We start from the raw sequence: 19,811 nt of genomic DNA, 5'->3' as shown, positions 1-19,811 counted from the left end.
TGGAATATGGACTTGTAAGTTGCGGTAATCGTCGCCTTTGCACTACTTGCCCGACTCGCGACGACTTGCTGCCGCATCTTCCCAACCTCCAGAGACAGAAGCGATGAAAAAACGACTGAATGCAGCGGCGTTCACGGGCGCCGCGCTCGCGATCGCATGCATGCCCGCTGCAAGCTATGCGCAAAGCAGCGTCACGCTCTACGGCATCATCGATGCCGGCATCACCTGGGTCAACAATACGGGCGGCTCTCATGTCGTCAAGTTCGATGACGGCATCTCCTATGGTAATCGCTGGGGCATCAAAGGCCAGGAAGATCTTGGCGGCGGGCTTTCGGCCGTTTTCGTACTCGAAAGCGGCTTTCATGTCGGCAACGGCCAGTTGGGATTCGGCGGCGCCGAATTCGGGCGCCAGGCTTATGTAGGACTGCAGAACAGCTGGGGCACCGTTTCGCTCGGCAATCAGCTCGACATGACGGGCGAAATGGTCGGGCTGTACAACGTCTCGGCATGGGCGAGCGGCTATGCGATCCACCAGGGCGACTTCGATCGTTTCAATATCGACCGTTTGCCGAACTCGATCAAATTCCTGTCGAACGAATTCAGCGGCTTCAAGTTCGGCGGCATGTATTCGTTCGGCAATGTGGCCGGCAACTTTCATCAGGACAGTGCATGGAGCGTCGGCGCGCACTATGCGAACGGCCCCTTCACGATCGGCACCGCCTATACGCAGCTCAACAATCCGCACGGCATCTATGCGTTCGATCCTTACGCGATGATCGGCACCCACACGTTCCTGGGACGGCCGACCGTCAGCGTCGATCCGGCAACCGGCGCGATCACGGACCTGTTTTCGAGCAGTGCTTTCCCGGTGGACAAACAGGCCACGTTCGGCATCGGCGCGAGCTACCTGATCGGCACCGTCACCCTGATGGGCAACTACAGCTACACGCAGATCAAGGGACTCGGTACCAAATCCCACATGCACGTGGGCGAAGGCGGTGCCAGCTGGCAGGTCACCCCCGCATTCAGTGCCGTGGGCGGTTATCAATACACGTCGTTCGAAGGCCACCACTGGAATCAGGTGTCGGCAGGCCTGCACTACCTGCTCTCGAAGCGGACCGATGTCTACATCTCGGGCGATTGGCTGAAAGCGTCGAGCGGCGTGGATGCCGTGATCGGCTACAGCTTCACACCCTCCACGACGACGACGCAAGCCGACGTCCGAATCGGCATGCGGCACTCGTTCTGAACTCCATCGCGGGGAGGCGCCGCGCCGCCTCTCCCTCCCGCTATCCGTCCCGCTTAATTATTCGACCGAAGTGCCGACATCCTGGATAGACGGCCATGTACGGTCTCGATCGCATCGGATGGGATGAGATCGAATCATTCAAACATCACAAGGGGACAAGGTGAAGTTCACACATTCGATCGCGTTCAAGATCAGCGTGGCCTCCGGCTTCGCGTTGGCGGCCACCGTCGCGTTATTGACCACGGTAGGCGCGCTGAACGTTCGTCATCAGGCTATCGATGCTTTCGAGCAATCGAGCAGTGCGCGAATCAAGCAAGCCGATGAATCGCTGGACGGGCTTTTCCGCGAAGTCGAGCAGAACCTGACGTACCTGGTGAATACGGTTCAATTGCAGTCCGCCGATAACACCATCGTCGATTACATGACGCACAGCGATACGATGACGCCGGAGTCGAACGGCCCCGTCGAACGATCGATCTACGCGTTGCTGAAGGCCTTCGGCGACAGCCACCCGAATATGCGCTACCTCGATATCGGGACGAAATGGGGCGGCTATGTACAGTGGCCGGTCGAAAGCTTCAACGGGGCACACTACGACCCACGCGTGAGACCCTGGTATCAGCTTGCGATGACCGCACCCGATCGCGTCGTCAGACCGGCTCCCTATCTGAATGCGGCGGCCTCGGGCGGCGCAATCATTTCGTTCGCGCGCGTCGTGAAGAATCCGCAAGGGGAAGTCATCGGCGCGCTCGAGGGCGACATTACGCTCGACGGCTTCGCCAAGCTCACGAACGCCATCCGTTTCGGCAAGACAGGCTACCTGATCGTCGTCGACAACAACGGCAAAATCCTCGTCGACCCACGTGACAAATCGCACGAGTTCAAGGATATGAAAGCGCTCGGCGAAGGGTACCGCCAACTCGCCGCCGCGAGCGATGGTCTCGCGACGATCGAAATGAACGGCACGTCGTATCGCGTGTACGTCTATACCTCGCCTCGAAACGGATGGAGGTATTTCGCGCTGGTTCCAAGCGCCGAAATGATGGCGGCCGCCAATCGGCTCACCGCGATGCTGATCGGCGTCGGTCTGCTGGTGCTCGCGGGAGCGCTCGCCGTAACGATTGCCCTCGGACGCCGGATGACGTCGCCTTTGCGCACGCTGGCGGGCTCGATGTACGAGATTGCATCGGGCGATGGCGACATGACGCGTCGCCTGCCGCTCGTCAGCAAGGACGAGGTGGGACACCTCGCGACCCAGTTCAACGCTTTCGTCGAGAAACTGCATGGCGTGCTCGTCAAGGTGATGGCAAGCAGCCGCCACTTCGAGCTCGCCGCCAACGAAGTGTCCGCCGGCAACGGCGACCTCTCGGCGCGCACCGAACAACAGGCCGCCTCGATTCAACAGACCGCCGCAACGATGGAAGAACTCGCGAACACGGTGCGCGGTACGGCCGAGCAGGCGAAAAACGTCAACGAAGTCGCAACGGGCGCGGTCCAGACCGCCCGCCGCGGCAATGAAGCCGTGTCGAGCGCCGCGCGGACGATGGACGTCGCCGTCGAGCAATCGGGGCGTATCGTCGGCATCGTCGCCATGATCGAAAGCATCGCTTTCCAGACCAACATCCTGGCGTTGAACGCGGCGGTCGAATCCGCGCGTGCGGGCGAAAGCGGCCGCGGATTTGCCGTCGTCGCATCGGAAGTGCGCAACCTCGCACAGCGATCGACGAGCGCGGCGAAGGAAATCAAGGACCTGCTGGAATCGTCGGTGGACCACGTGAGAACGGGTGCCGAGCAGGTCAACGTCGCCGGCCGGACGATCTCGGAGCTGACCGACGCCATAGCGAATGTGGCGACGATCACGACCGAGATTTCAGCATCGGCCCGCGAACAGAGTCGTTCGATCGACGAGGTGAACCAGGCCGTCTCGCTCATGGATCAATCGACGCAACAAAACGCCGCGCTGGTCGAGCAGATCGCGGCCGCCTCGGCGTCGCTGAGCGAGCAAGGCCGCGAACTGCACACCACCGTCGGCTTTTTCAAGCTCGACTGAGGGGAGCCATCAGCTGGCCCGCAACCCGCGCTGCCGCAACCATTCGCTATTGAACAGGCGCGCGAAATAGAGGCTGCCGCGATCGCAAAGCAGTGTCACGATCGTATGGCCCGGCCCCATTTCGCGGGCGACCTGCACGGCGGCAGCCACATTGATTCCTGTCGATCCACCGACGAAGAGGCCTTCCTCGCGAAGCAGCCGATAGACCATCGTGACGCAGGTCTGATCGTCGATACGAACGGCATCGTCGATCGGCGTGCCTTCGAGGTTCGCTGTCACGCGGCTCGAACCGATACCCTCGGTGATCGAGTTCCCTTCGCTTTTGAGCTCGCCGCTTTTGACGAAGCTGTAAAGCCCGCTGCCGTGAGGGTCGGCCAATACCGTCTTCACCCCCGGTTTGCGCTCCTTCAGACAGCGCGCCACGCCTGCCAGTGTGCCGCCCGTGCCGGTCGCGCAGACGAACGCGTCGACCCGGCCGGCCGTATCGCGCCAGATCTCCGGGCCCGTCGTTTCATAGTGCGCCTGGCGATTGACGAGATTGTCGAACTGGTTTGCCCAGATGGCGTTCTCCGTTTCCTGCGCCAGGCGGCCCGCGATTTTCTGGTAGTTATTGGCATCCTTGTAAGGCGCGGCCGGCACGGGCCGCACCTCGGCGCCCAGAACCCGCAAGAGATCCATCTTTTCCTGCGATTGCGTGTCGGGAATCACGATGACGCATCGATAACCGCGCGCCGCACAGATATGCGCGAGGCCGATGCCGGTGTTGCCCGCGGTACCCTCGATCACGGTGCCGCCGGGCCGCAGCGCCCCCCGCCGCTCGGCATCCTCGATGATGTAGCGGGCCGCCCGGTCTTTGACCGAACCGCCCGGATTCATGAATTCCGCTTTGCCGAGAATCTCGCATCCGGTCTCGGCACTGAGCTTGCCAAGGCGCAGCAGTGGCGTATTGCCGATTGCGCCGGTAAATCCATCGAGCGCGGGCATGATCCCTCCCTTTGCCGTTCACGTACGGAACGGTCTCAGTATAAGCCGGTTCAATATAAACAGATCGGTATGTCTCAATACAAATCGCCCCGGCAAAACACCCGATAAGTTTCAATTAGGCTATATTCGACGCATCAAAGATTGAAACGAATAAATCGGAGACCGCCCTACCGCCAGGACTTCGCGTCGCCATTGAAACGAGTTCGGCCATTTCGAGCCCGGTTCGATTTAAAACGTTTTCAGCTTATTCGGTTACAGAAGATTTGCCTTTGCAGCATTCTCTTTTGCCGGAAATATGCGCATACGGGGGATCGGCGAATAGTCGGTCGAAAACGTCAGCCTGTACCACCGCGGCCTTCACGACGAAAGGGATGCTCGTTCAACCCATCGTCGGGGGTCATTTTGAACATCAGCACTCGGGAAAACACCGTCTTCGAATTGATCGCGAAAGGCCTTACCGATCGCGAAGTTGCCAATCAGCTTTCGATTTCGATCGCGACTGCGCGTAAACATCGTGAAAACCTGCTGGGCAAATTCCACTTCACGAAGTCGTCTCAACTCGCTACGCATTACTTCCGACTCAATCCGGACGCCCTCAAAAAAACGATGACTTGCGAGTGACCGTCGTTTGCACGCCTCGCGAACGAGAAATATTAAGGCTTCTCGCAGTCGGCCTCAGCGACAAACAGGCGGCACGAGCACTTTCGATCAGCGACATGACCGCGCGCAAGCATCGAGCCAATCTGCTGCGAAAAACCGGCGCCCCCAACGTCTGTGCATTGATTTTCATGGCGGCGGCGGCCGGATGGCTCGACGACCTTTTGCAGCCGCCGGAATCGGCTTGATTGCCATCTACCGCATTTGCCGTATGGAGCCGGCGAAGCCGCACTCGCACAATCGGTTCGTCGATTGTTCAGATGATTCGCCCAATAGGTGCCAACGGCATCGGGGTTGTTTCATCCCCGGTCGGCACGTGACCGGCGCACACACTCCATTCGACTTACGCGCCGGACCATTCCGCTCTCTATCGAGGATTCCGAAATGACTTACGTACATCCTGCTTTTGCCGGCGTAGTGCCGCATATGCCGTACGTGCACCTTCATCATCTCGCGGCGATGCCGCAGGCCGTTGCGCCGCAATCCGTGGCACCGCAAGCAGTCGCGCCCATGGCCTATGCGCCGCAAGGCATTTTCAGCGGCATCGTCGGCGCGCTCGCGCCGACCGTAGGTCAAGCCGTGGGCGGTCTTTTGGGCGATCCCGGCGCAGGCAGGGCCATCGGTAATGTCGCAGGACATATCGCCAGCTTTCTGCCGTTCGCCGTGGAGCCGCAAACTGCCTTCGCACCGCAAACGGCCTTCGCACCTCAGACGGCCTTCGCACCGCAAGGCGTTTTCGGGAACATCGCGGGTGCGCTGGCCCCGACGGTCGGCAACGCGTTGGGCAGCGCACTCGGCAATGGCGCACTCGGTCAGCAAATCGGTAACGTCGCCGGGCATTTCGCGCAGTTCCTGCCGTTTTCTGTGCAGCCTCAACAGGCGTTCGCGCCGCAGGGCGTCTTCGGCAACATCGCGGGCGCGCTGGCCCCGACGGTCGGCAACGCACTGGGCAGCGCGCTCGGCAACGGCGCACTCGGTCAGCAGATCGGTGGCGTTGCCGGGCATCTCGCGCAGTTCCTGCCGTTTTCGGTGCAGCCCCAGCAAGCCACCCTCATGCCACAGGGTGCCTTCGGCAACATCGCAAGCGCGGTGGCTCCGACGGTCGGCAGCGCATTGGGCAACGCATTGGGCAACGCGGCGCTCGGCCAGCAGATCGGCGATCTCGCGGGACACTTCGCACGCTTTCTGCCCTTTTCGGCACAGCCTCAATCGGCCCCGCTCATGCCGCAAGGGTTGATCGGCAACATCGCCGGAGGCCTTGCATCGATGCTGCCGTTCGCGGCACAGCCGATGTCGGTGCCGATGGCCGTGCCGATGCACGTGTCCCCTCTCGGAACCATGCACTGACACGCGACGGGAAGCCACTTGCTGTCGCGCCGGCCACATGCGCGGCAGCACGCCCCTCATGACGGACGGACGAACTTTACCGGCTTTGCCGCCGCGTTCGTCCGTCGATCGATGCGTCGTTCTCACGGCGACGCGAAGGAGACTGCGATGGACAAGGACAAAAAGCCGGTCGCGCCGAAACCCGCGGCCGAAGGCGACGCCGATTCGACGCCGAAGACCTCGCCTGCCGCCGCGGCAGGAAATGCGGTCCCGGTAGCCGGCGGCAAGCGCCAGTACCTGATTGCGCCACGGCGCGGCGTGCTGGCGAGGCAAGCGGCCGTCACGCCGATGTCGGCTGGCGACATGAGCAATGCGATAGATCGCCTGCCCGGTGTCGAAGTCGTTCGGGTCCTGGCCGGCCACAAGAACGCGCGCATGATGTCGGCGCGCCCCGACGAAGCAACCGACACCTACGTGGTCAAGGTCGATCCGGCCCACGCGCAGATCCTGCAGGCAACCGCACCGCCCGAGATGATCGTCGAAGAGGACCATTCGCTCGGCTACGGCCGCAAGCCCGACGCCGACGCCGGCGCGCAACTGAACCCGCAATCGGCGTTCTCGTCGGCCACGCTCAGACAGGTGACCATTCGCGTGCTGGGCACGGACGACGCACCTGTTGCCAACGCCGTCGTCGAGGTCGCCGCCGACGGATTTCCGGCCAAAGGCACGACGAACGCAGGCGGGGAAGTCACGCTGACGCTCGTGCAAATGAGCAACGGGCCGGTGCAGTCGCTCTCGGTTCGTCCCGCGCATACGTACTGGAACAGCTATCTCGTCGGACCGTCGCTCACGAGCGACCAGGTCAATATCGTGAAGCTCACCCCTTTATGGCTGCCGAACCGCAACGTGCCCCCGTTCGCACCGCTCGGCTGGGGACAGCGGCTCATGGGACTCGACGAATCGCCGAGCACGGCAAGCGGAGCCGGCGTGCGCGTGGCCATCATCGATTCCGGCGCGGACACCTCGCATCCGTTGCTCGGCCATATCCTGCGCGGCGCCGACATGACCAACGAGCAGGACCCGGCCACATGGAAGACCGATGTGATCGGCCATGGCTCGCATTGCGCCGGTGTGATCGCCGCACGCATGGGCGAGCAGGCGAAAACCGAGAGTATCGCCATGCGCGGCTTCGCCCCCGATGCCGAGATCCATGTGCTGAAGGTCTTTCCGAGCGGCCAATACAGCACGCTCATCGAAGCGCTCGACTACTGCATCAATCACGATATCGATGTCGTCAACATGAGTCTCGGCGCGCCGCAGCCTTCGCTTGCGGTCGAACAAAAGCTCATCGAAGCGGTGCAAAGCGGCGTCGCTTGTGTCGTCGCTGCAGGCAACTCCGGCGGCCCCGTGCAATATCCCGCGGCCTCGCCCTACGTACTCGCGGTCTCGGCATTGGGGCTGCACCGGGAATTGCCGCCGAGCGCCTGGGAACAGACGCAAGTCGTCGCGCAAACGCTGACGGCCGACGGGCTCTTCTCGCCGACGTTCTCGTGTCATGGGCCGCAGATCGGCGTGTGCGGCCCGGGCGTCGGAATCGTGTCGACCGTGCCGGGTGCGGCCTTCAATCCCGAGTCCGGCACCTCGATGGCAGCGCCCCACATCACCGGTCTCGCGGCACTGCTGCTGAGCGATCCGCATCTTGCCGGCTATCTCGGTCCGAGGGGGCCGCAACGCGTCGCCGCGCTCTTTCAATTGATCCGGATGATCTGCACACCCGTTTCGGCGAACGATCCATCGAACCGCTTCGGCGCGGGTCTGCCGAGATTGCAAAACATTCGCCGGCTGCTGCCGCAGGTCTACCGGTAAGGACGCCACACACGCTCGATGCCCAAGCGCACGCCGCGAATATCGCGGCGGCGCCGCGCACCGGTATCAAAACGACAGGAGAACATCGACATGTCGACGCTATCGCACTGGAGAATCAGGCGGGCCGCATTGCTCGCGGCGATCGGCCTCGTTTCGGTCGGCGCCCACGCGCAAGGCTGGACGCTCGCACTTTCGTGGAAAGCAGGATCGTGCGACGAGAACAACGGAACGACCACCTGCATCGCCCAGGCGGCGCAGAGTGTCCCGGCCCGTGGCGCCGATACGGATGCGGGTGCCCCGCCCCCGATGCTGAAAGCAATCGCGCTGCGTACGGATCGCGTCGATTGCGATGCGACCGCGCTCGCCGACGACAGCCTGCCCGCCGGCCTCGAACGCTATGTGTCGTCGACGAGCGGCAATTCGTTGCAACAGCGCTGGAACCGCTATGGCAGTTGCAGCGGATATACGCCGGCAGGTTACTTCACGGAAATCGCGGCCATGGCGCGTGCCGTCGGCCGTACGAACCTCGGACAGTACCTCGAGCAGCATGCCGGCAAACGGGTGCAGCTCGACGAGCTGAAAGATGCGCAACTGCATGACTTCTTCTTCGGCGCCGATAAAGCCATTCAGTTCTACTGCGCGCCGGACGGGCGCCTCGCCGAAGTGCGCTACACGTTGCGCGACTGGTCCGACATGTTCGTTTACCGCGACAGGGGCAGCCTGCTCGTGCCCACACCCGGCGGAAACTGCGGCGAAGAGGTCATTCTCTAGCAGCGCCCAATAGAAGACGCCCGCAACGTCCCCACGCAACAGGAGACCTCATCATGTGTGCTGTCCGAATCGGTGTGCAATATCCCTCGCCCAAGATCGGTTTCGACCAAGGCATTCGAGGCGCGCCAGCCGGCGCGGCGATTGCGCCGGCCGTGCCGAGGCACGCGCTGATCGCGCAATTGCAAACGGAGTGCGACGCGATGGCTCGCTATGCACTCCGGCACGGCATGGCAATCGCCCCGGAGCTCGTGGCGCAACTGTCGCCGCTTCTCGCCATCGATCCCGAGTCGGTGAGCGCTTCGACGAACGGTGCCGAAGGCATCGGCAACGGAGCGGCTTCGTCCGCGCAGACTCCGCTATGCCACGCGCTCGCCACGATTCACCGGCGCCTCGCAATCGCGATCTCACCGGCCACGCCGCAAGCCGTCGCACTGCTCGATAACGAGCGTCGGCGCCAACGCTTCTCCTGGCTGGGGCCCGTGCCGCTGATTCGCACGCTGACGGTCTGCGCGCTGTCATTCCTGTTCGCGGTGATCGCCATGTCGCTGCCGCCCGAGGTCTCGGCCGCGAACATCGACCGGGGATTCCTCGATTCGTCAGGCATACCGCTGTTGTTGAACGCGATCTTTCTGCTGTCGTGCGCCGGCCTCGGCGCGTCGTTCGCCACGCTCTTTCAGGCGCATCGATTTGTCGCGAATGCGACGTACGACCCTCAATACGACGCTTCGTACGGCGCACGCCTGATACTCGGCGTCATCGCCGGGCTGATTCTCGTAGAGATACTGCCTTCTCATCTCTACGACAGCGGCAGCATGCGCAGCTTCGGCAAGCCTGCACTCGCCATGCTGGGCGGATTCTCCGCGACCGCCGTGCATCGGCTGCTGCATCGGCTCGTCGAAACGCTCGAGACGCTCGTGCGCGGCGACCCGCGGCCGGCCGCGGAGGCGGCCTTCGAGACGCGACGCGCACAGGCGGCGACCGAGCGCGTCCAATGGAAAGGCGAGCTTGCCGCGGAATTGCTCGAACTTCAACAATCGATCGAGGGCGGCATGCCGGTGGACGCGGTCAAGCAGCGGCTGGCCAGCTTCACGCGCAACGTCCTGCATCCCGATGCACCGAAGCCCGCCGCAAGCGCCGCGGCCGAGCCCAGTCGGAAGGAGTAAGCCATGCTCTTCCTCTATAACTGGCCGTCATCGATCATGGGACTCTTCGTCGTCACGCTCACGCTGATCGTCGCGCTGGGCGGCTATGCCTTCTTTCGCCGCGTCGTGCGCGTGCGTCCCGCACCCGAAGAGCAATCGATGACGATTGCGATGGTCTCCGTCATCACCACGATCAACTCGCTGCTGATTGCGTTCGCCGCCATCAATGTATGGGGGGCGTACTCGGACGCAGCCCACAACGTCGACCTCGAAGCCACGACGGCCGGCGAACTCGCGCGCGACCTCGCTGCATTCGGCGAGCCGCTGGCGGGGCAGGCGGTCGATGCACTCCATGCCTATCTCGATGGCGTCGTGCGCTTCGAATGGCCGAAGATGCAGCAAGAAGCAGCCGGCGATCCCAAGTCGGAAGCGCGTTTCGACGCACTCTTCGACAAGGTCAACCAGATTCAGCCGCGCAACGAGCGGCAGCGCGCGCTGCTGGCCGAGGTGCTCAAGCGCGTCAACGAACTGGCCAAACTGCGCGATCAGCGCCTGCTGACGCTCAATGTCGCCATGCCGGCGACGCTGTGGACCGTCATGCTGATTGCGAGCGCCGTCTCGTTCCTGCTCCTCTATACGCTGCCCGGCACGATGTTCAACGTCGCGTTGATCGCCGCGTGGGCGCTAACGCTCGGGCTCGCATTCTTTTTCGTGCTGGCCGTCGACCGGCCCTTCGCGGGCCGGGTCAGCGTGGGGCCGGAGCCGCTCGCGCATCTGGTGCAAGCGCTGAATGCTCGCGCGCAACTAACGATCGGAGTCGATCATGACACGCGATGACTTCCTGGCTGCTGCACGGCTATCGGACGCGCTCGTCGAGCAATGGTACGCGCCCATCCGTGCCGCGTTCGACGAGTTCGATATCTCGACGCCGGCGCGCATGGCCGCCTTCATCGCCCAGGCAGGCCACGAAACACTCGGCTTCACGCTCACCCGCGAGCTGTGGGGGCCGACGACGGCTCAGCTCGCTTACGAGCCGCCCTCGCCAAAAGCAGCCGAACTCGGCAATGTGCGACCCGGCGATGGACGGAGGTTCCGCGGTCGTGGACTGCTTCAGATCACGGGGCGAGCGAACTACGCGGCCTGCGGTCACGCGCTCGGCATCGACCTCGAGACGCAGCCCGAGCAGCTCGAGCAAGCGCTCGCCGCGGCCCGCGCTTCCGCATGGTGGTGGTATCGGCATGGTTGCAGCGCCTTCGCGGATAGCGGCGATTTCATCGCGCTGACCAAGCGGATCAACGGCGGCGTCAACGGACTCGTCGACCGGCAACGCCGGTGGGAGATCGCGAAAGCCGCGTTCGGTATCTGAGCATGCGCGTCGCGCATCGACGCGGGATCGATCACTTTAACGAGCACCCCCCGTGCGCCGGCGCGCCACTACACGCAATACTTGCCCAGGCTCCAGCCGCCGTCACCCGCCCGTCTCCATGACGAGCAGCTGCGCCCCGTCGGCCACCTGATCGCCGACGCCGTACAGCACCTCGGAGATTTTTCCGGCGGCGGGCGCGCCGATCGTATGTTCCATCTTCATGGCCTCCATGACGATCAGCGGCGTGCCCTTTTCCACAACGGCGCCTGCCTCGACGAGCACCGCGATCACTTTGCCCGGCATCGGGGCAGTCAAGCGCCCCTCTCCATGCTCGGCATCGGCCGCATGCGCGAGCAGGTTCGTCCACTCGAAAGCGAGCGATGTACCGGAGCAAAACACATGGAACGTATCGCCATCGATAAAAACCCGGCCCGTCGTTCGAACGTCGCCAAGGCGTACGCCGTAGCCATGAGGCTGCGCCTCGCGCCACCAGTCGAACGGCTCCGTCCATTGCTCGTGCTCGAGGGCGCGAACGGAATCGTCGCGGGTATAGACGACCCTGCATGGCGCGTCGTCCTCGATCGCGCGCCACTCGATCGTCTGGCGATAGCTGCCGTTCAAACGCCAATGCGATAGCGCATCCCACGGAGAGGCGCCATGCGCGGTGCCGCCTTCGCGCGTCAGCAGCGCTGCGCAGGCAAGCGCGAGCGCTTCCTTGAACGGTTTCTCGGTGCGAGCGAACAGCGCATCGTGATGACGCTCGATGAGGCCCGTATCGAGTTCGGCCGAGGCGAACGGCGGGCACGTCACGATGCGCCGCAGAAATTCGATATTCGTTTGCGGGCCCACCGCTTCGCAGGCTTGCAATGCGCGGTCCATACGGGCAAGCGCCTCGTCCCGGTCCGCGCCGTGTACGATCACTTTCGCGATCATCGGGTCGTAAAACGGCGTGATCGTATCGCCTTCGCGCACGCCGCTATCGATACGCACCGCCGCGCGCCGCGGCTCGCCGATCGTGAACTCGACGCTTGCGGGCATGCGCAGATACTTGAGCGTGCCCGTCGAAGGCAAAAAGCCGCGCGCCGGATTCTCGGCATAGACGCGCGCTTCGATCGCATGGCCATCGACCTTCAACTGGTCCTGCCGCAATGGCAGCGGCTCTCCGGCCGCTACGCGCAACTGCCACTCGACCAGATCGAGCCCCGTCACCATTTCGGTAACGGGATGCTCGACCTGCAGGCGCGTATTCATCTCCATGAAGTAGAACGCCGTGCCGGTCATGATGAACTCGACGGTGCCGGCGCCCACGTAGGACACCGCTCGCGCCGCCGCGACGGCAGCTTCGCCCATCGCTCGCCGAACGTCCGCCTCGAGCCCCGGTGCGGGCGCTTCCTCGAGCACTTTTTGGTGACGCCGCTGCACCGAACAATCGCGATCGAACAGGTAGACCGCACCGCCATGGCGATCGGCGAATACCTGCACCTCCACGTGCCGAGGCCGGAGCAGGTATTTCTCGATGAGAATGCGATCGTTGCCGAAGCTGCTCGCCGCCTCGCGCTTGCATGATGCGAGCGCGGCCGCGAAATCCTCGTGTTTGTCCACCACGCGCATGCCCTTGCCGCCACCGCCCGCGCTCGCCTTCAGCAGGACGGGATAGCCGATCGCATCGGCCTCGCGGTGCAATCGTTCGGGGTCCTGATCGTCGCCGTGATAGCCGGGCACGAGCGGAACCGCCGCCGCTTGCATCAGCGCTTTGGCCGCCGCCTTCGATCCCATGGCCGCGATAGCCGACACCGGCGGCCCGATGAAGACGATTCCGGCCGCTTCGCAGGCTTCGGCGAATGCTTCGTTTTCCGAAAGAAATCCATAGCCGGGATGAATGGCCTGCGCGCCCGTCTTCAGCGCCGCATCGATGATGCGCTCGATGCGCAGATAGCTTTCGGCCGCGGGCGAGGCACCGATATGCACCGCTTCGTCGCATGCGGCGACATGCTTCGCACCGGCATCGGCGTCCGAATATACGGCCACGCTCGCCACGCCGAGCCGGCGGCAAGTCGCCGCGACACGGCAGGCAATCTCGCCGCGGTTCGCAATCAGGATCTTGTTGAACATGTGAGGTCTCGCAATGGGAGTGCGCGTCGCGCTGCCGTGTCTCGCCGGATCGTGGATCAATCGCGCCAGGCCGGCGCCCGCTTGTCGAGGAACGCGGCCACCCCTTCGCGGCCTTCGTCGCTGGCCCGAATGGCGGCAATGCGCGCGGCCGTATCGTCGATGAGCGCTTCGTCGAGTGCGCGACCCGCGACATCCTGCACGAGCCGTTTGGATTCGCGTACGGCCTGCGGACCGTTCGCGCAGAGCGCGGCGGCGAGCTTTTGCACTGTGGCGTCGAGCGCATCGGCCGGCACGGCTTCATGAACGAGCCCGAACCGGCAGGCAACCGCGCACTCGAACGGCTCCGCCGTCGTGAAATAGCGGCGGCAGGCACGCTCGCCGAGCGCCCGGATAACGTACGGTGAAATAGTTGCGGCAATCAATCCCAAGCGCGCTTCGGACAGGCAAAACCGTGCCGTCTCGACCGCGACGACGATGTCGCACGCAGCGACGAGCCCCACACCGCCCGCATACGCATCGCCGGACACGCGCGCGATGACCGGCTTCGCCGAGCGATAGACGGCTGCCAGCATGTCGGCGAGCCGCCGCGCGTCGGCGCGGTTCTCCTCGTCGGAGAACGACGCCATCTTTTTCATCCAGTTCAGATCGGCGCCCGCGCAAAACGCCGGACCGTTGGCCGCGAGCACTACTGCGCGCACATCGTCGCGCGTCTGTAGACGCGAAACGACGTCGGTCAGCTCGGCGATCATCGTCTCGTTGAATGCGTTGCGCACCTCCGGGCGATTGAGCGTCACCGTCGCGACGTGCCCGGAAATCGCTAGCTCAAGCGTGCTGTATTGCATCGAGGGCTCCTCGTCCGTTCGTTTCGAAGGTCGCTTCTTTCCGATTGCGGATCACATCCGGAATACGCCGAAGCGCGTGTCGCCGATCGGCGCATTCATCGCCGCGGATAAGCCGAGACCCAGCACGTCGCGCGTTTGAGCCGGATCGATCACACCGTCGTCCCAAAGACGCGCGCTCGCGTAATAGGGGTGGCCCTGGTGTTCGTACTGGTCGCGAATCGGCTTCTTGAACGCTTCCTCCTCGTCGGCGCTCCACCTGCCGCCCTTCGCTTCGATACCGTCGCGCTTGACCGTCGCCAGCACCGACGCGGCCTGCTCGCCGCCCATGACGGAGATGCGGGCGTTGGGCCACATCCAGAGAAAGCGCGGCGAGTAGGCTCGCCCGCACATGCCGTAGTTGCCCGCGCCGAACGAGCCGCCGATGATGACCGTGAACTTCGGCACGTTGGCCGTCGCAACCGCCGTGACCATCTTGGCACCGTTGCGCGCAATTCCTTCGTTCTCGTACTTGCGCCCGACCATGAAGCCCGTGATGTTCTGCAGGAACACGAGCGGAATTTTGCGCTGACAGCAAAGCTCGATGAAATGCGTGCCCTTGAGCGCGGACTCCGAGAACAGAATGCCGTTGTTCGCCACGATGCCGACCGGATGCCCCCAGATATGGGCGAAGCCCGTGACGAGCGTCGTGCCGTAGCGCGCCTTGAACTCGTCGAATTCGGAATCGTCGACGACGCGCGCGATGATCTCGCGAATGTCGAACGGCTTACGCGTATCGACCGGAATGACGCCGTAGATGCTCTTTGCGTCGTAGCGCGGCGGCTTCGGTTCGCGCAGTGCGACGGGCGGTACTTTCACGCGGTTGAGCTTGCCGACGATGCTCCGCGCGAGCGCGAGCGCATGCGCATCGTTCTGCGCGAGGTGATCGACGACACCCGACAGACGCGTATGGACATCGCCGCCGCCCAGATCTTCCGCACTGACTTCCTCGCCCGTGGCCGCCTTCACGAGCGGCGGCCCGCCGAGGAAGATCGTGCCTTGATTCTTGACGATGATCGATTCGTCGCTCATTGCGGGCACATACGCGCCACCCGCGGTGCACGAGCCCATCACCACCGCGATCTGTGCGATACCCGCTGCCGACAGATTGGCCTGATTGTAGAAAATGCGCCCGAAATGATCCCGATCGGGGAATACCTCGTCCTGATTCGGCAAATTGGCGCCGCCCGAGTCGACGAGGTAGACACACGGCAAGCGGTTTTCGGCGGCGATCTCCTGCGCGCGGACATGCTTTTTGACCGTCACCGGGTAGTAAGTGCCGCCTTTGACCGTTGCATCGTTGCAGACGATCACGCATTCCTGCTGTGCGATGCGGCCGATGCCGGTAATGATGCCGGCTCCGGGTGCCGCATCGTGATACATGCCGAAGGCCGCGAGCTGCGAAAACTCGAGAAACGGCGTACCGGGGTCGAGCAGTTGCGCGATGCGATCGCGCGGCAGCAGCTTGCCGCGCGAGACGTGCTTGTCGCGCGCCGCGGCCCCGCCGCCCAATGCGAGATGCGCCACTTTCTGCTGCAAATCGGCAACGACCGCTTCGAGCGCAGCGGCGTTGGCGCGGAATTCGTCGGAGCGCGGATTCAGCTTGCTTTCGATGATCGGCATGAGGGGAATACTCCGTTCGCGGCGCGGATGTCGGGATGCGTCAGGCGGTTTCGGCAAAAAGCTCGCGGCCGATCAACATGCGGCGCACCTCGCTCGTGCCCGCGCCGATTTCATAAAGCTTTGCGTCGCGCCAAAGCCGGCCGACCGGATATTCGTTGATATAGCCGTTGCCGCCGAGGATCTGGATCGCCTCGCCGGCCATCCATGTCGCTTTCTCCGCGGTATAGAGAATGACGCCCGCGCAATCCTTGCGAACTTGACGTACGTGTTCCTTGCCGAGCGTATCGAGCTGACGGCCCACGGCATACAGATACGCACGGCAGGCTTGCAGCGTCGTGTACATGTCCGCGACCTTGCCCTGGATCAGTTGGAATTCGCCGATCGCCTGACCGAATTGCTTGCGATCGTGAATATACGGAACGACGGCATCCATACAGGCAAGCATGATGCCCGTCGGGCCACCGGCCAGCACGGCGCGTTCGTAATCGAGGCCGCTCATCAGCACGTTCACGCCGCCGTTCAGACGGCCGAGGATGTTTTCTTCGGGGACCTCGACATCCACGAAGACGAGCTCGCCCGTATGCGAGCCGCGCATGCCGAGCTTGTCGAGCTTTTGCGCCACCGAGAAGCCCTTCATCCCTTTTTCGACGATGAACGCAGTGATGCCGCGAGCACCGGCTTCGATATCGGTCTTGGCATAGACGACGAGCGTGTCGCAATCGGGACCGTTCGTGATCCACATCTTCGTGCCGTTCAGCACATAACGGTCACCGCGCTTGTCCGCGCGCAGCTTCATGCTGACGACGTCCGACCCGGCGTTGGGCTCACTCATCGCCAACGCGCCGACGTGCTCGCCGGAGACGAGCTTCGGCAGGTACTTGTGCTTTTGCGCTTCGGTGCCGTTGCGGTGAATCTGATTGACGCACAGATTCGAATGAGCGCCATACGAGAGTCCCACCGACGCAGAGGCGCGCGAGATCTCTTCCATCGCGACCATATGCGCCACGTAGCCCATGTTCGCGCCGCCGTATTCCTCGGAGACCGTCATGCCGAGCACGCCGAGTTCGCCGAACTTGCGCCAGAGGTCCATTGGAAATTGATCGGTGCGATCGACCTCGGCCGCACGCGGGGCGATCTCCTTCGCGGCGAAGTTGGCCAGCGTATCGCGCAGCATGTCGATTTCCTCGCCGAGCGCGAACTGCAATCCAGGCACGTTGCTCATGATGCCTCCCGCTGGGCCGCCCCAAGGGAAGCATCCGCCCCCTCGGGGGGCACTGCTTTGCATGGGACCGGAGTAAGCGCTGAAGCGCCAACTCCGGTCGACAGCGAACCAAAGAGAGCGTGGGGGTCGTTCATTCAGTTTCTCCAGTCGGGGCGGCGTCGTACGCCACCGTGGTCGGGCAGAGGCGCGGATCGCGCGCTCGATCAACGCGCATTTCACGCCACATTTACGTAAGCGTCAATAGGTTTTTCTGAGTATCACTCACTTTTGGAAGACGCTATATGGAGCACGCCGCTCGGTGCTACCATCGCGATCACCGAGCCTCCGAACGGAGGCAGACTTGAACCTGACTCAAACATGGACGATTCGAAGCCCGAAGCGGGCGGTGCGCGGCGTCAGCCGGCCGGTCGCAAATCACAGCAACGTGTGAAGGACATCCTTCAGGCGGGCCGCGAGGTGTTCTCCGAAAAGGGGTACGAGCGCGCGACGACGGCTGAAATCGCTCAGCGCGTCGGCGTTTCCGAGGCGACGGTCTTCAGTTACTTTCGCGGCAAACGAGAGTTGTGCGTGCGGGTCATTTCGGATTGGTACGATGAAATCATCGCGGCCATTGAAACGGGGCTTCCGCGCGACGGCAGCACGCGTCAGCAGTTCGCCTTTATCGTGCGCATGCACGTGCGGCTCATGCTCGTGCACGGCACCGGCCTTTGCTCGCTGGTGCTTTCGGAGGGGCGCACGAAGTACCATGCGCTCGGCGACGAATTGACCGTCCTGCAGCGGCGCTACACGGCGCCGCTGATGCGCGTTCTCGCGCAGGGGCAGCAAGCGGGACATATTCGCACCGACATGCCGCTTCGGCTCATGCGCTCGCTCGTATTCGGCCCGATGGAGCATGTGTTGTGGGATGCGACGCTTGCGCATCGTGGCGCGGATATCGATGCAACGGCCGAACAGCTCGTCGATGTCTTATGGACCGCGCTGCAGCCGCCGCACCCGGACGTGGCCGCGCTGACCCGGCTAAAGGAAGACGTCGACGACGCGATGCGTCGTTTCGACCATGCGACGCGCACGGCAGAACGGATGTCGAAGCCGGTCGCCAACGGCAAACGTACGAGCAAGAAGGCAACGGCCGAAACGTGAGGGATGCGCCGCCGCTCGGCGTACGCTTGCCGGTTATCGGCCGCGCGCGTATCGTTGGCCCATCGTTCGCTTTGGCTCGACAAGCCGATGATCTCCGTTCTCACCCCCGCCCTGGCCTCGAAACTCGCCAAGCTTGCTCTCGCCCATTTGACGCGCGAGTACCCCAATAAGCTGACGCATGCTCTGGCGGGTCCCGAAGACGTGCGCTCGCCGCGCGAACTGCACCCGATCTTCTATGGCAGCTACGATTGGCATTCGTGCGTGCACGGTTATTGGATGCTGCTGCGTTTGGTGACGCATTATCCCGACATGCCCGAAGCGCCAGCCGTCAAGGCCGTCGTGGATGCGCACTTCACCGATGCTAACGTTGCCGGGGAGTTGGCTTATTTGAGGCTCCCTCACAACGGAAGTTTCGAACGCCCATACGGTTGGGCCTGGCTGCTCGCGCTCGCCGCTCAGCTTCATTCGATGCCCGGGACCGACGCCGCGCGTTGGTCGCGTACGATTGCGCCACTGACTGATACCTTTGTCGCGCGCTTCGAAGCGTTTTTACCGAAGGCCACCTATCCGCTGCGCGTAGGCACGCATTTCAATACGGCATTTGCGCTTGCTCTTGCGCTCGACTTTGCACGTATCGCCGAGCGCGCAAGCTTCGCTGAGTTGATCGTCGATACGGCGAAACGCTGGTATTTGAACGATGCGGCTTGCCAAGCGTGGGAGCCGAGCGGCGATGAATTTCTTTCTCCGTCGCTGATGGAGGCGGAATTGATGCGGCGTGCCCTGCCTCCACCTGAGTTTTTGAACTGGTTCGACCGGTTCTTGCCGGGCCTCGCGCAGGGGAAACCGGCCACGCTGTTCACGCCCGCGACGGTGACGGATCGCAGCGATGGCAAGATCGCGCATCTGGATGGTCTGAATTTGAGTAGAGCATGGTGCCAGCGCTCGATTGCGCAAGCGCTGCCACCAGACGATGCACGCCGGCCGCTGCTCGAGGATGCTGCCGAGAGGCATTTGCAGGCTGCGCTTACCCATGTGGCGGGCGATTATATGGGTGAGCATTGGCTGGGAACGTTTGCGGTGCTGGCGCTAGCGCTCCCTGACGGCAGTTGATCGTTGCCTGCGTCAAGCACCCGGTGGCGGCGAAGCAGATCGTCGCGAACGACGAGCCGGCTTCTCGCAGAGTTTCTCGAATTCGTTTGCCATCTCGCCGACGCGAACGTACCGTGCACAGGCTTCGATATCGTCTTCGCGCACACCTGCCGCTGCAAAATGCTCCTGCCATCTTTCGAGCACGACCATCATCTCGCCGATCTCGCTGCGCGCCTCGGCTTCCGTGAGCATAAACCGGCCGCAATCCGATAGCACGTTGCGCATCGAGGGCTCGTAGTCAAAACGGCCGACCTTCAGTTGCTGATAGTGGATGCC

At 63.2% G+C, this 19,811-nt stretch carries 17 protein-coding genes and 1 pseudogene; 12 read left to right on the top strand and 6 right to left on the bottom strand.

Annotated elements, in window-relative coordinates:
* Positions 1-103: 103 nt before the first annotated feature.
* Both VGL01_RS14890 and VGL01_RS14885 read left to right on the top strand, forming a co-directional pair.
* Positions 104-1,249, top strand: a complete 1,146-nt coding sequence (locus VGL01_RS14890) for a porin (protein ID WP_331570591.1) — start codon at positions 104-106, stop codon at positions 1,247-1,249.
* Between the two features lie 160 nt (positions 1,250-1,409).
* A complete protein-coding gene (locus VGL01_RS14885; RefSeq protein WP_331570589.1) occupies positions 1,410-3,299 on the top strand; it encodes a methyl-accepting chemotaxis protein in 1,890 nt (629 codons plus the stop codon).
* Positions 3,300-3,308: 9 nt separating this feature from the next.
* Here the strand turns inward: VGL01_RS14885 and VGL01_RS14880 are convergent, their stop codons facing one another.
* Complete coding sequence (locus tag VGL01_RS14880; RefSeq protein WP_331570587.1) at positions 3,309-4,283, bottom strand: cysteine synthase A; 975 nt, start codon at positions 4,281-4,283, stop codon at positions 3,309-3,311.
* A gap of 141 nt (positions 4,284-4,424) precedes the next feature.
* Between VGL01_RS14880 and VGL01_RS26145 the strand changes: the two genes are divergently transcribed.
* The 8 genes from VGL01_RS26145 to VGL01_RS14845 all read left to right on the top strand — a co-directional run bounded on the left by VGL01_RS26145 (position 4,425) and on the right by VGL01_RS14845 (position 11,411).
* Entirely contained in the window at positions 4,425-4,904 is a 480-nt protein-coding gene (locus VGL01_RS26145) for a response regulator transcription factor (RefSeq protein WP_414720265.1), read from the top strand.
* Positions 4,901-5,128, top strand: a complete 228-nt coding sequence (locus VGL01_RS14875) for a response regulator transcription factor (RefSeq protein WP_331570585.1) — start codon at positions 4,901-4,903, stop codon at positions 5,126-5,128. Before VGL01_RS26145 ends, VGL01_RS14875 begins: the two co-directional genes overlap by 4 nt.
* 196 nt (positions 5,129-5,324) lie before the next feature.
* Positions 5,325-6,287, top strand: coding sequence for a hypothetical protein (locus VGL01_RS14870; RefSeq protein ID WP_331570583.1), 963 nt, complete (start codon positions 5,325-5,327; stop codon positions 6,285-6,287).
* Positions 6,288-6,434: 147 nt separating this feature from the next.
* Positions 6,435-8,132: a S8 family serine peptidase gene (locus tag VGL01_RS14865; protein WP_331570581.1), complete on the top strand. Its 1,698-nt coding sequence runs from the start codon at positions 6,435-6,437 to the stop codon at positions 8,130-8,132.
* Positions 8,133-8,222: 90 nt separating this feature from the next.
* Positions 8,223-8,903 (top strand): hypothetical protein, encoded by a 681-nt coding sequence (locus VGL01_RS14860; RefSeq protein WP_331570579.1) that lies wholly within the window; start codon positions 8,223-8,225, stop codon positions 8,901-8,903.
* 53 nt (positions 8,904-8,956) lie between these two features.
* Positions 8,957-10,066, top strand: coding sequence for a hypothetical protein (locus tag VGL01_RS14855; RefSeq protein WP_331570577.1), 1,110 nt, complete (start codon positions 8,957-8,959; stop codon positions 10,064-10,066).
* A gap of 3 nt (positions 10,067-10,069) precedes the next feature.
* The gene (locus tag VGL01_RS14850; RefSeq protein ID WP_331570575.1) at positions 10,070-10,882 is read left to right on the top strand and encodes a DUF4239 domain-containing protein; all 813 of its coding nucleotides are present in this window, start codon (positions 10,070-10,072) and stop codon (positions 10,880-10,882) included.
* Positions 10,869-11,411 (top strand): glycoside hydrolase family 19 protein, encoded by a 543-nt coding sequence (locus VGL01_RS14845; protein WP_331570573.1) that lies wholly within the window; start codon positions 10,869-10,871, stop codon positions 11,409-11,411. The genes VGL01_RS14850 and VGL01_RS14845 overlap by 14 nt, the downstream gene beginning before the upstream one ends.
* A 102-nt stretch (positions 11,412-11,513) precedes the next feature.
* Here VGL01_RS14845 and VGL01_RS14840 read toward each other — a convergent pair whose 3' ends face one another.
* Genes VGL01_RS14840 through VGL01_RS14825 form a run of 4 tightly spaced genes read right to left on the bottom strand, consistent with a single transcriptional unit; the run spans position 11,514 to position 17,246 of the window.
* Positions 11,514-13,523, bottom strand: coding sequence for an acetyl/propionyl/methylcrotonyl-CoA carboxylase subunit alpha (locus tag VGL01_RS14840; protein ID WP_331570571.1), 2,010 nt, complete (start codon positions 13,521-13,523; stop codon positions 11,514-11,516).
* Positions 13,524-13,579: 56 nt separating this feature from the next.
* Positions 13,580-14,365 carry an enoyl-CoA hydratase/isomerase family protein gene (locus VGL01_RS14835; RefSeq protein WP_331570569.1) on the bottom strand — a complete coding sequence of 262 codons (786 nt, stop codon included), beginning with the start codon at positions 14,363-14,365 and terminating at the stop codon, positions 13,580-13,582.
* A 51-nt stretch (positions 14,366-14,416) separates the two neighbouring features.
* Positions 14,417-16,024: a carboxyl transferase domain-containing protein gene (locus VGL01_RS14830; RefSeq protein ID WP_331570567.1), complete on the bottom strand. Its 1,608-nt coding sequence runs from the start codon at positions 16,022-16,024 to the stop codon at positions 14,417-14,419.
* A gap of 40 nt (positions 16,025-16,064) precedes the next feature.
* Positions 16,065-17,246, bottom strand: a complete 1,182-nt coding sequence (locus tag VGL01_RS14825) for an isovaleryl-CoA dehydrogenase (RefSeq protein ID WP_331570565.1) — start codon at positions 17,244-17,246, stop codon at positions 16,065-16,067.
* A 357-nt stretch (positions 17,247-17,603) separates the two neighbouring features.
* Here VGL01_RS14825 and VGL01_RS14820 point away from each other — a divergent pair, with 357 nt between their 5' ends.
* Together VGL01_RS14820 and VGL01_RS14815 are read left to right on the top strand one after the other, a co-directional pair.
* Complete coding sequence (locus tag VGL01_RS14820) at positions 17,604-18,386, top strand: TetR/AcrR family transcriptional regulator (RefSeq protein ID WP_331570563.1); 783 nt, start codon at positions 17,604-17,606, stop codon at positions 18,384-18,386.
* Positions 18,387-18,473: 87 nt separating this feature from the next.
* A complete protein-coding gene (locus VGL01_RS14815) occupies positions 18,474-19,496 on the top strand; it encodes a DUF2891 domain-containing protein (RefSeq protein ID WP_331570561.1) in 1,023 nt (340 codons plus the stop codon).
* 12 nt (positions 19,497-19,508) lie between these two features.
* On the opposite strand, the pseudogene VGL01_RS14810 reads toward VGL01_RS14815, so the two are convergent.
* A pseudogene (locus VGL01_RS14810) lies at positions 19,509-19,811 on the bottom strand (type II toxin-antitoxin system HipA family toxin); the annotation flags it as partial.

The organism is Trinickia sp., from assembly GCF_036503415.1.
Lineage (GTDB): Bacteria > Pseudomonadota > Gammaproteobacteria > Burkholderiales > Burkholderiaceae > Trinickia.
This window is presented reverse-complemented; position numbering and strand designations above follow the sequence as displayed.

What these genes read in the sequence shown, in the direction of transcription:
- VGL01_RS14890 (WP_331570591.1), top strand. Translation starts at nt 104, where the DNA reads ATGAAAAAACGACTGAATGCAGCGGCGTTCACGGGCGCCGCGCTCGCG.
- VGL01_RS14880 (WP_331570587.1), bottom strand. Translation starts at nt 4,283, where the DNA reads ATGCCCGCGCTCGATGGATTTACCGGCGCAATCGGCAATACGCCACTG.
- VGL01_RS14870 (WP_331570583.1), top strand. Translation starts at nt 5,325, where the DNA reads ATGACTTACGTACATCCTGCTTTTGCCGGCGTAGTGCCGCATATGCCG.
- VGL01_RS14865 (WP_331570581.1), top strand. Translation starts at nt 6,435, where the DNA reads ATGGACAAGGACAAAAAGCCGGTCGCGCCGAAACCCGCGGCCGAAGGC.
- VGL01_RS14860 (WP_331570579.1), top strand. Translation starts at nt 8,223, where the DNA reads ATGTCGACGCTATCGCACTGGAGAATCAGGCGGGCCGCATTGCTCGCG.
- VGL01_RS14855 (WP_331570577.1), top strand. Translation starts at nt 8,957, where the DNA reads ATGTGTGCTGTCCGAATCGGTGTGCAATATCCCTCGCCCAAGATCGGT.
- VGL01_RS14850 (WP_331570575.1), top strand. Translation starts at nt 10,070, where the DNA reads ATGCTCTTCCTCTATAACTGGCCGTCATCGATCATGGGACTCTTCGTC.
- VGL01_RS14845 (WP_331570573.1), top strand. Translation starts at nt 10,869, where the DNA reads ATGACACGCGATGACTTCCTGGCTGCTGCACGGCTATCGGACGCGCTC.
- VGL01_RS14840 (WP_331570571.1), bottom strand. Translation starts at nt 13,523, where the DNA reads ATGTTCAACAAGATCCTGATTGCGAACCGCGGCGAGATTGCCTGCCGT.
- VGL01_RS14835 (WP_331570569.1), bottom strand. Translation starts at nt 14,365, where the DNA reads ATGCAATACAGCACGCTTGAGCTAGCGATTTCCGGGCACGTCGCGACG.
- VGL01_RS14830 (WP_331570567.1), bottom strand. Translation starts at nt 16,024, where the DNA reads ATGCCGATCATCGAAAGCAAGCTGAATCCGCGCTCCGACGAATTCCGC.
- VGL01_RS14825 (WP_331570565.1), bottom strand. Translation starts at nt 17,246, where the DNA reads ATGAGCAACGTGCCTGGATTGCAGTTCGCGCTCGGCGAGGAAATCGAC.
- VGL01_RS14820 (WP_331570563.1), top strand. Translation starts at nt 17,604, where the DNA reads ATGGACGATTCGAAGCCCGAAGCGGGCGGTGCGCGGCGTCAGCCGGCC.
- VGL01_RS14815 (WP_331570561.1), top strand. Translation starts at nt 18,474, where the DNA reads ATGATCTCCGTTCTCACCCCCGCCCTGGCCTCGAAACTCGCCAAGCTT.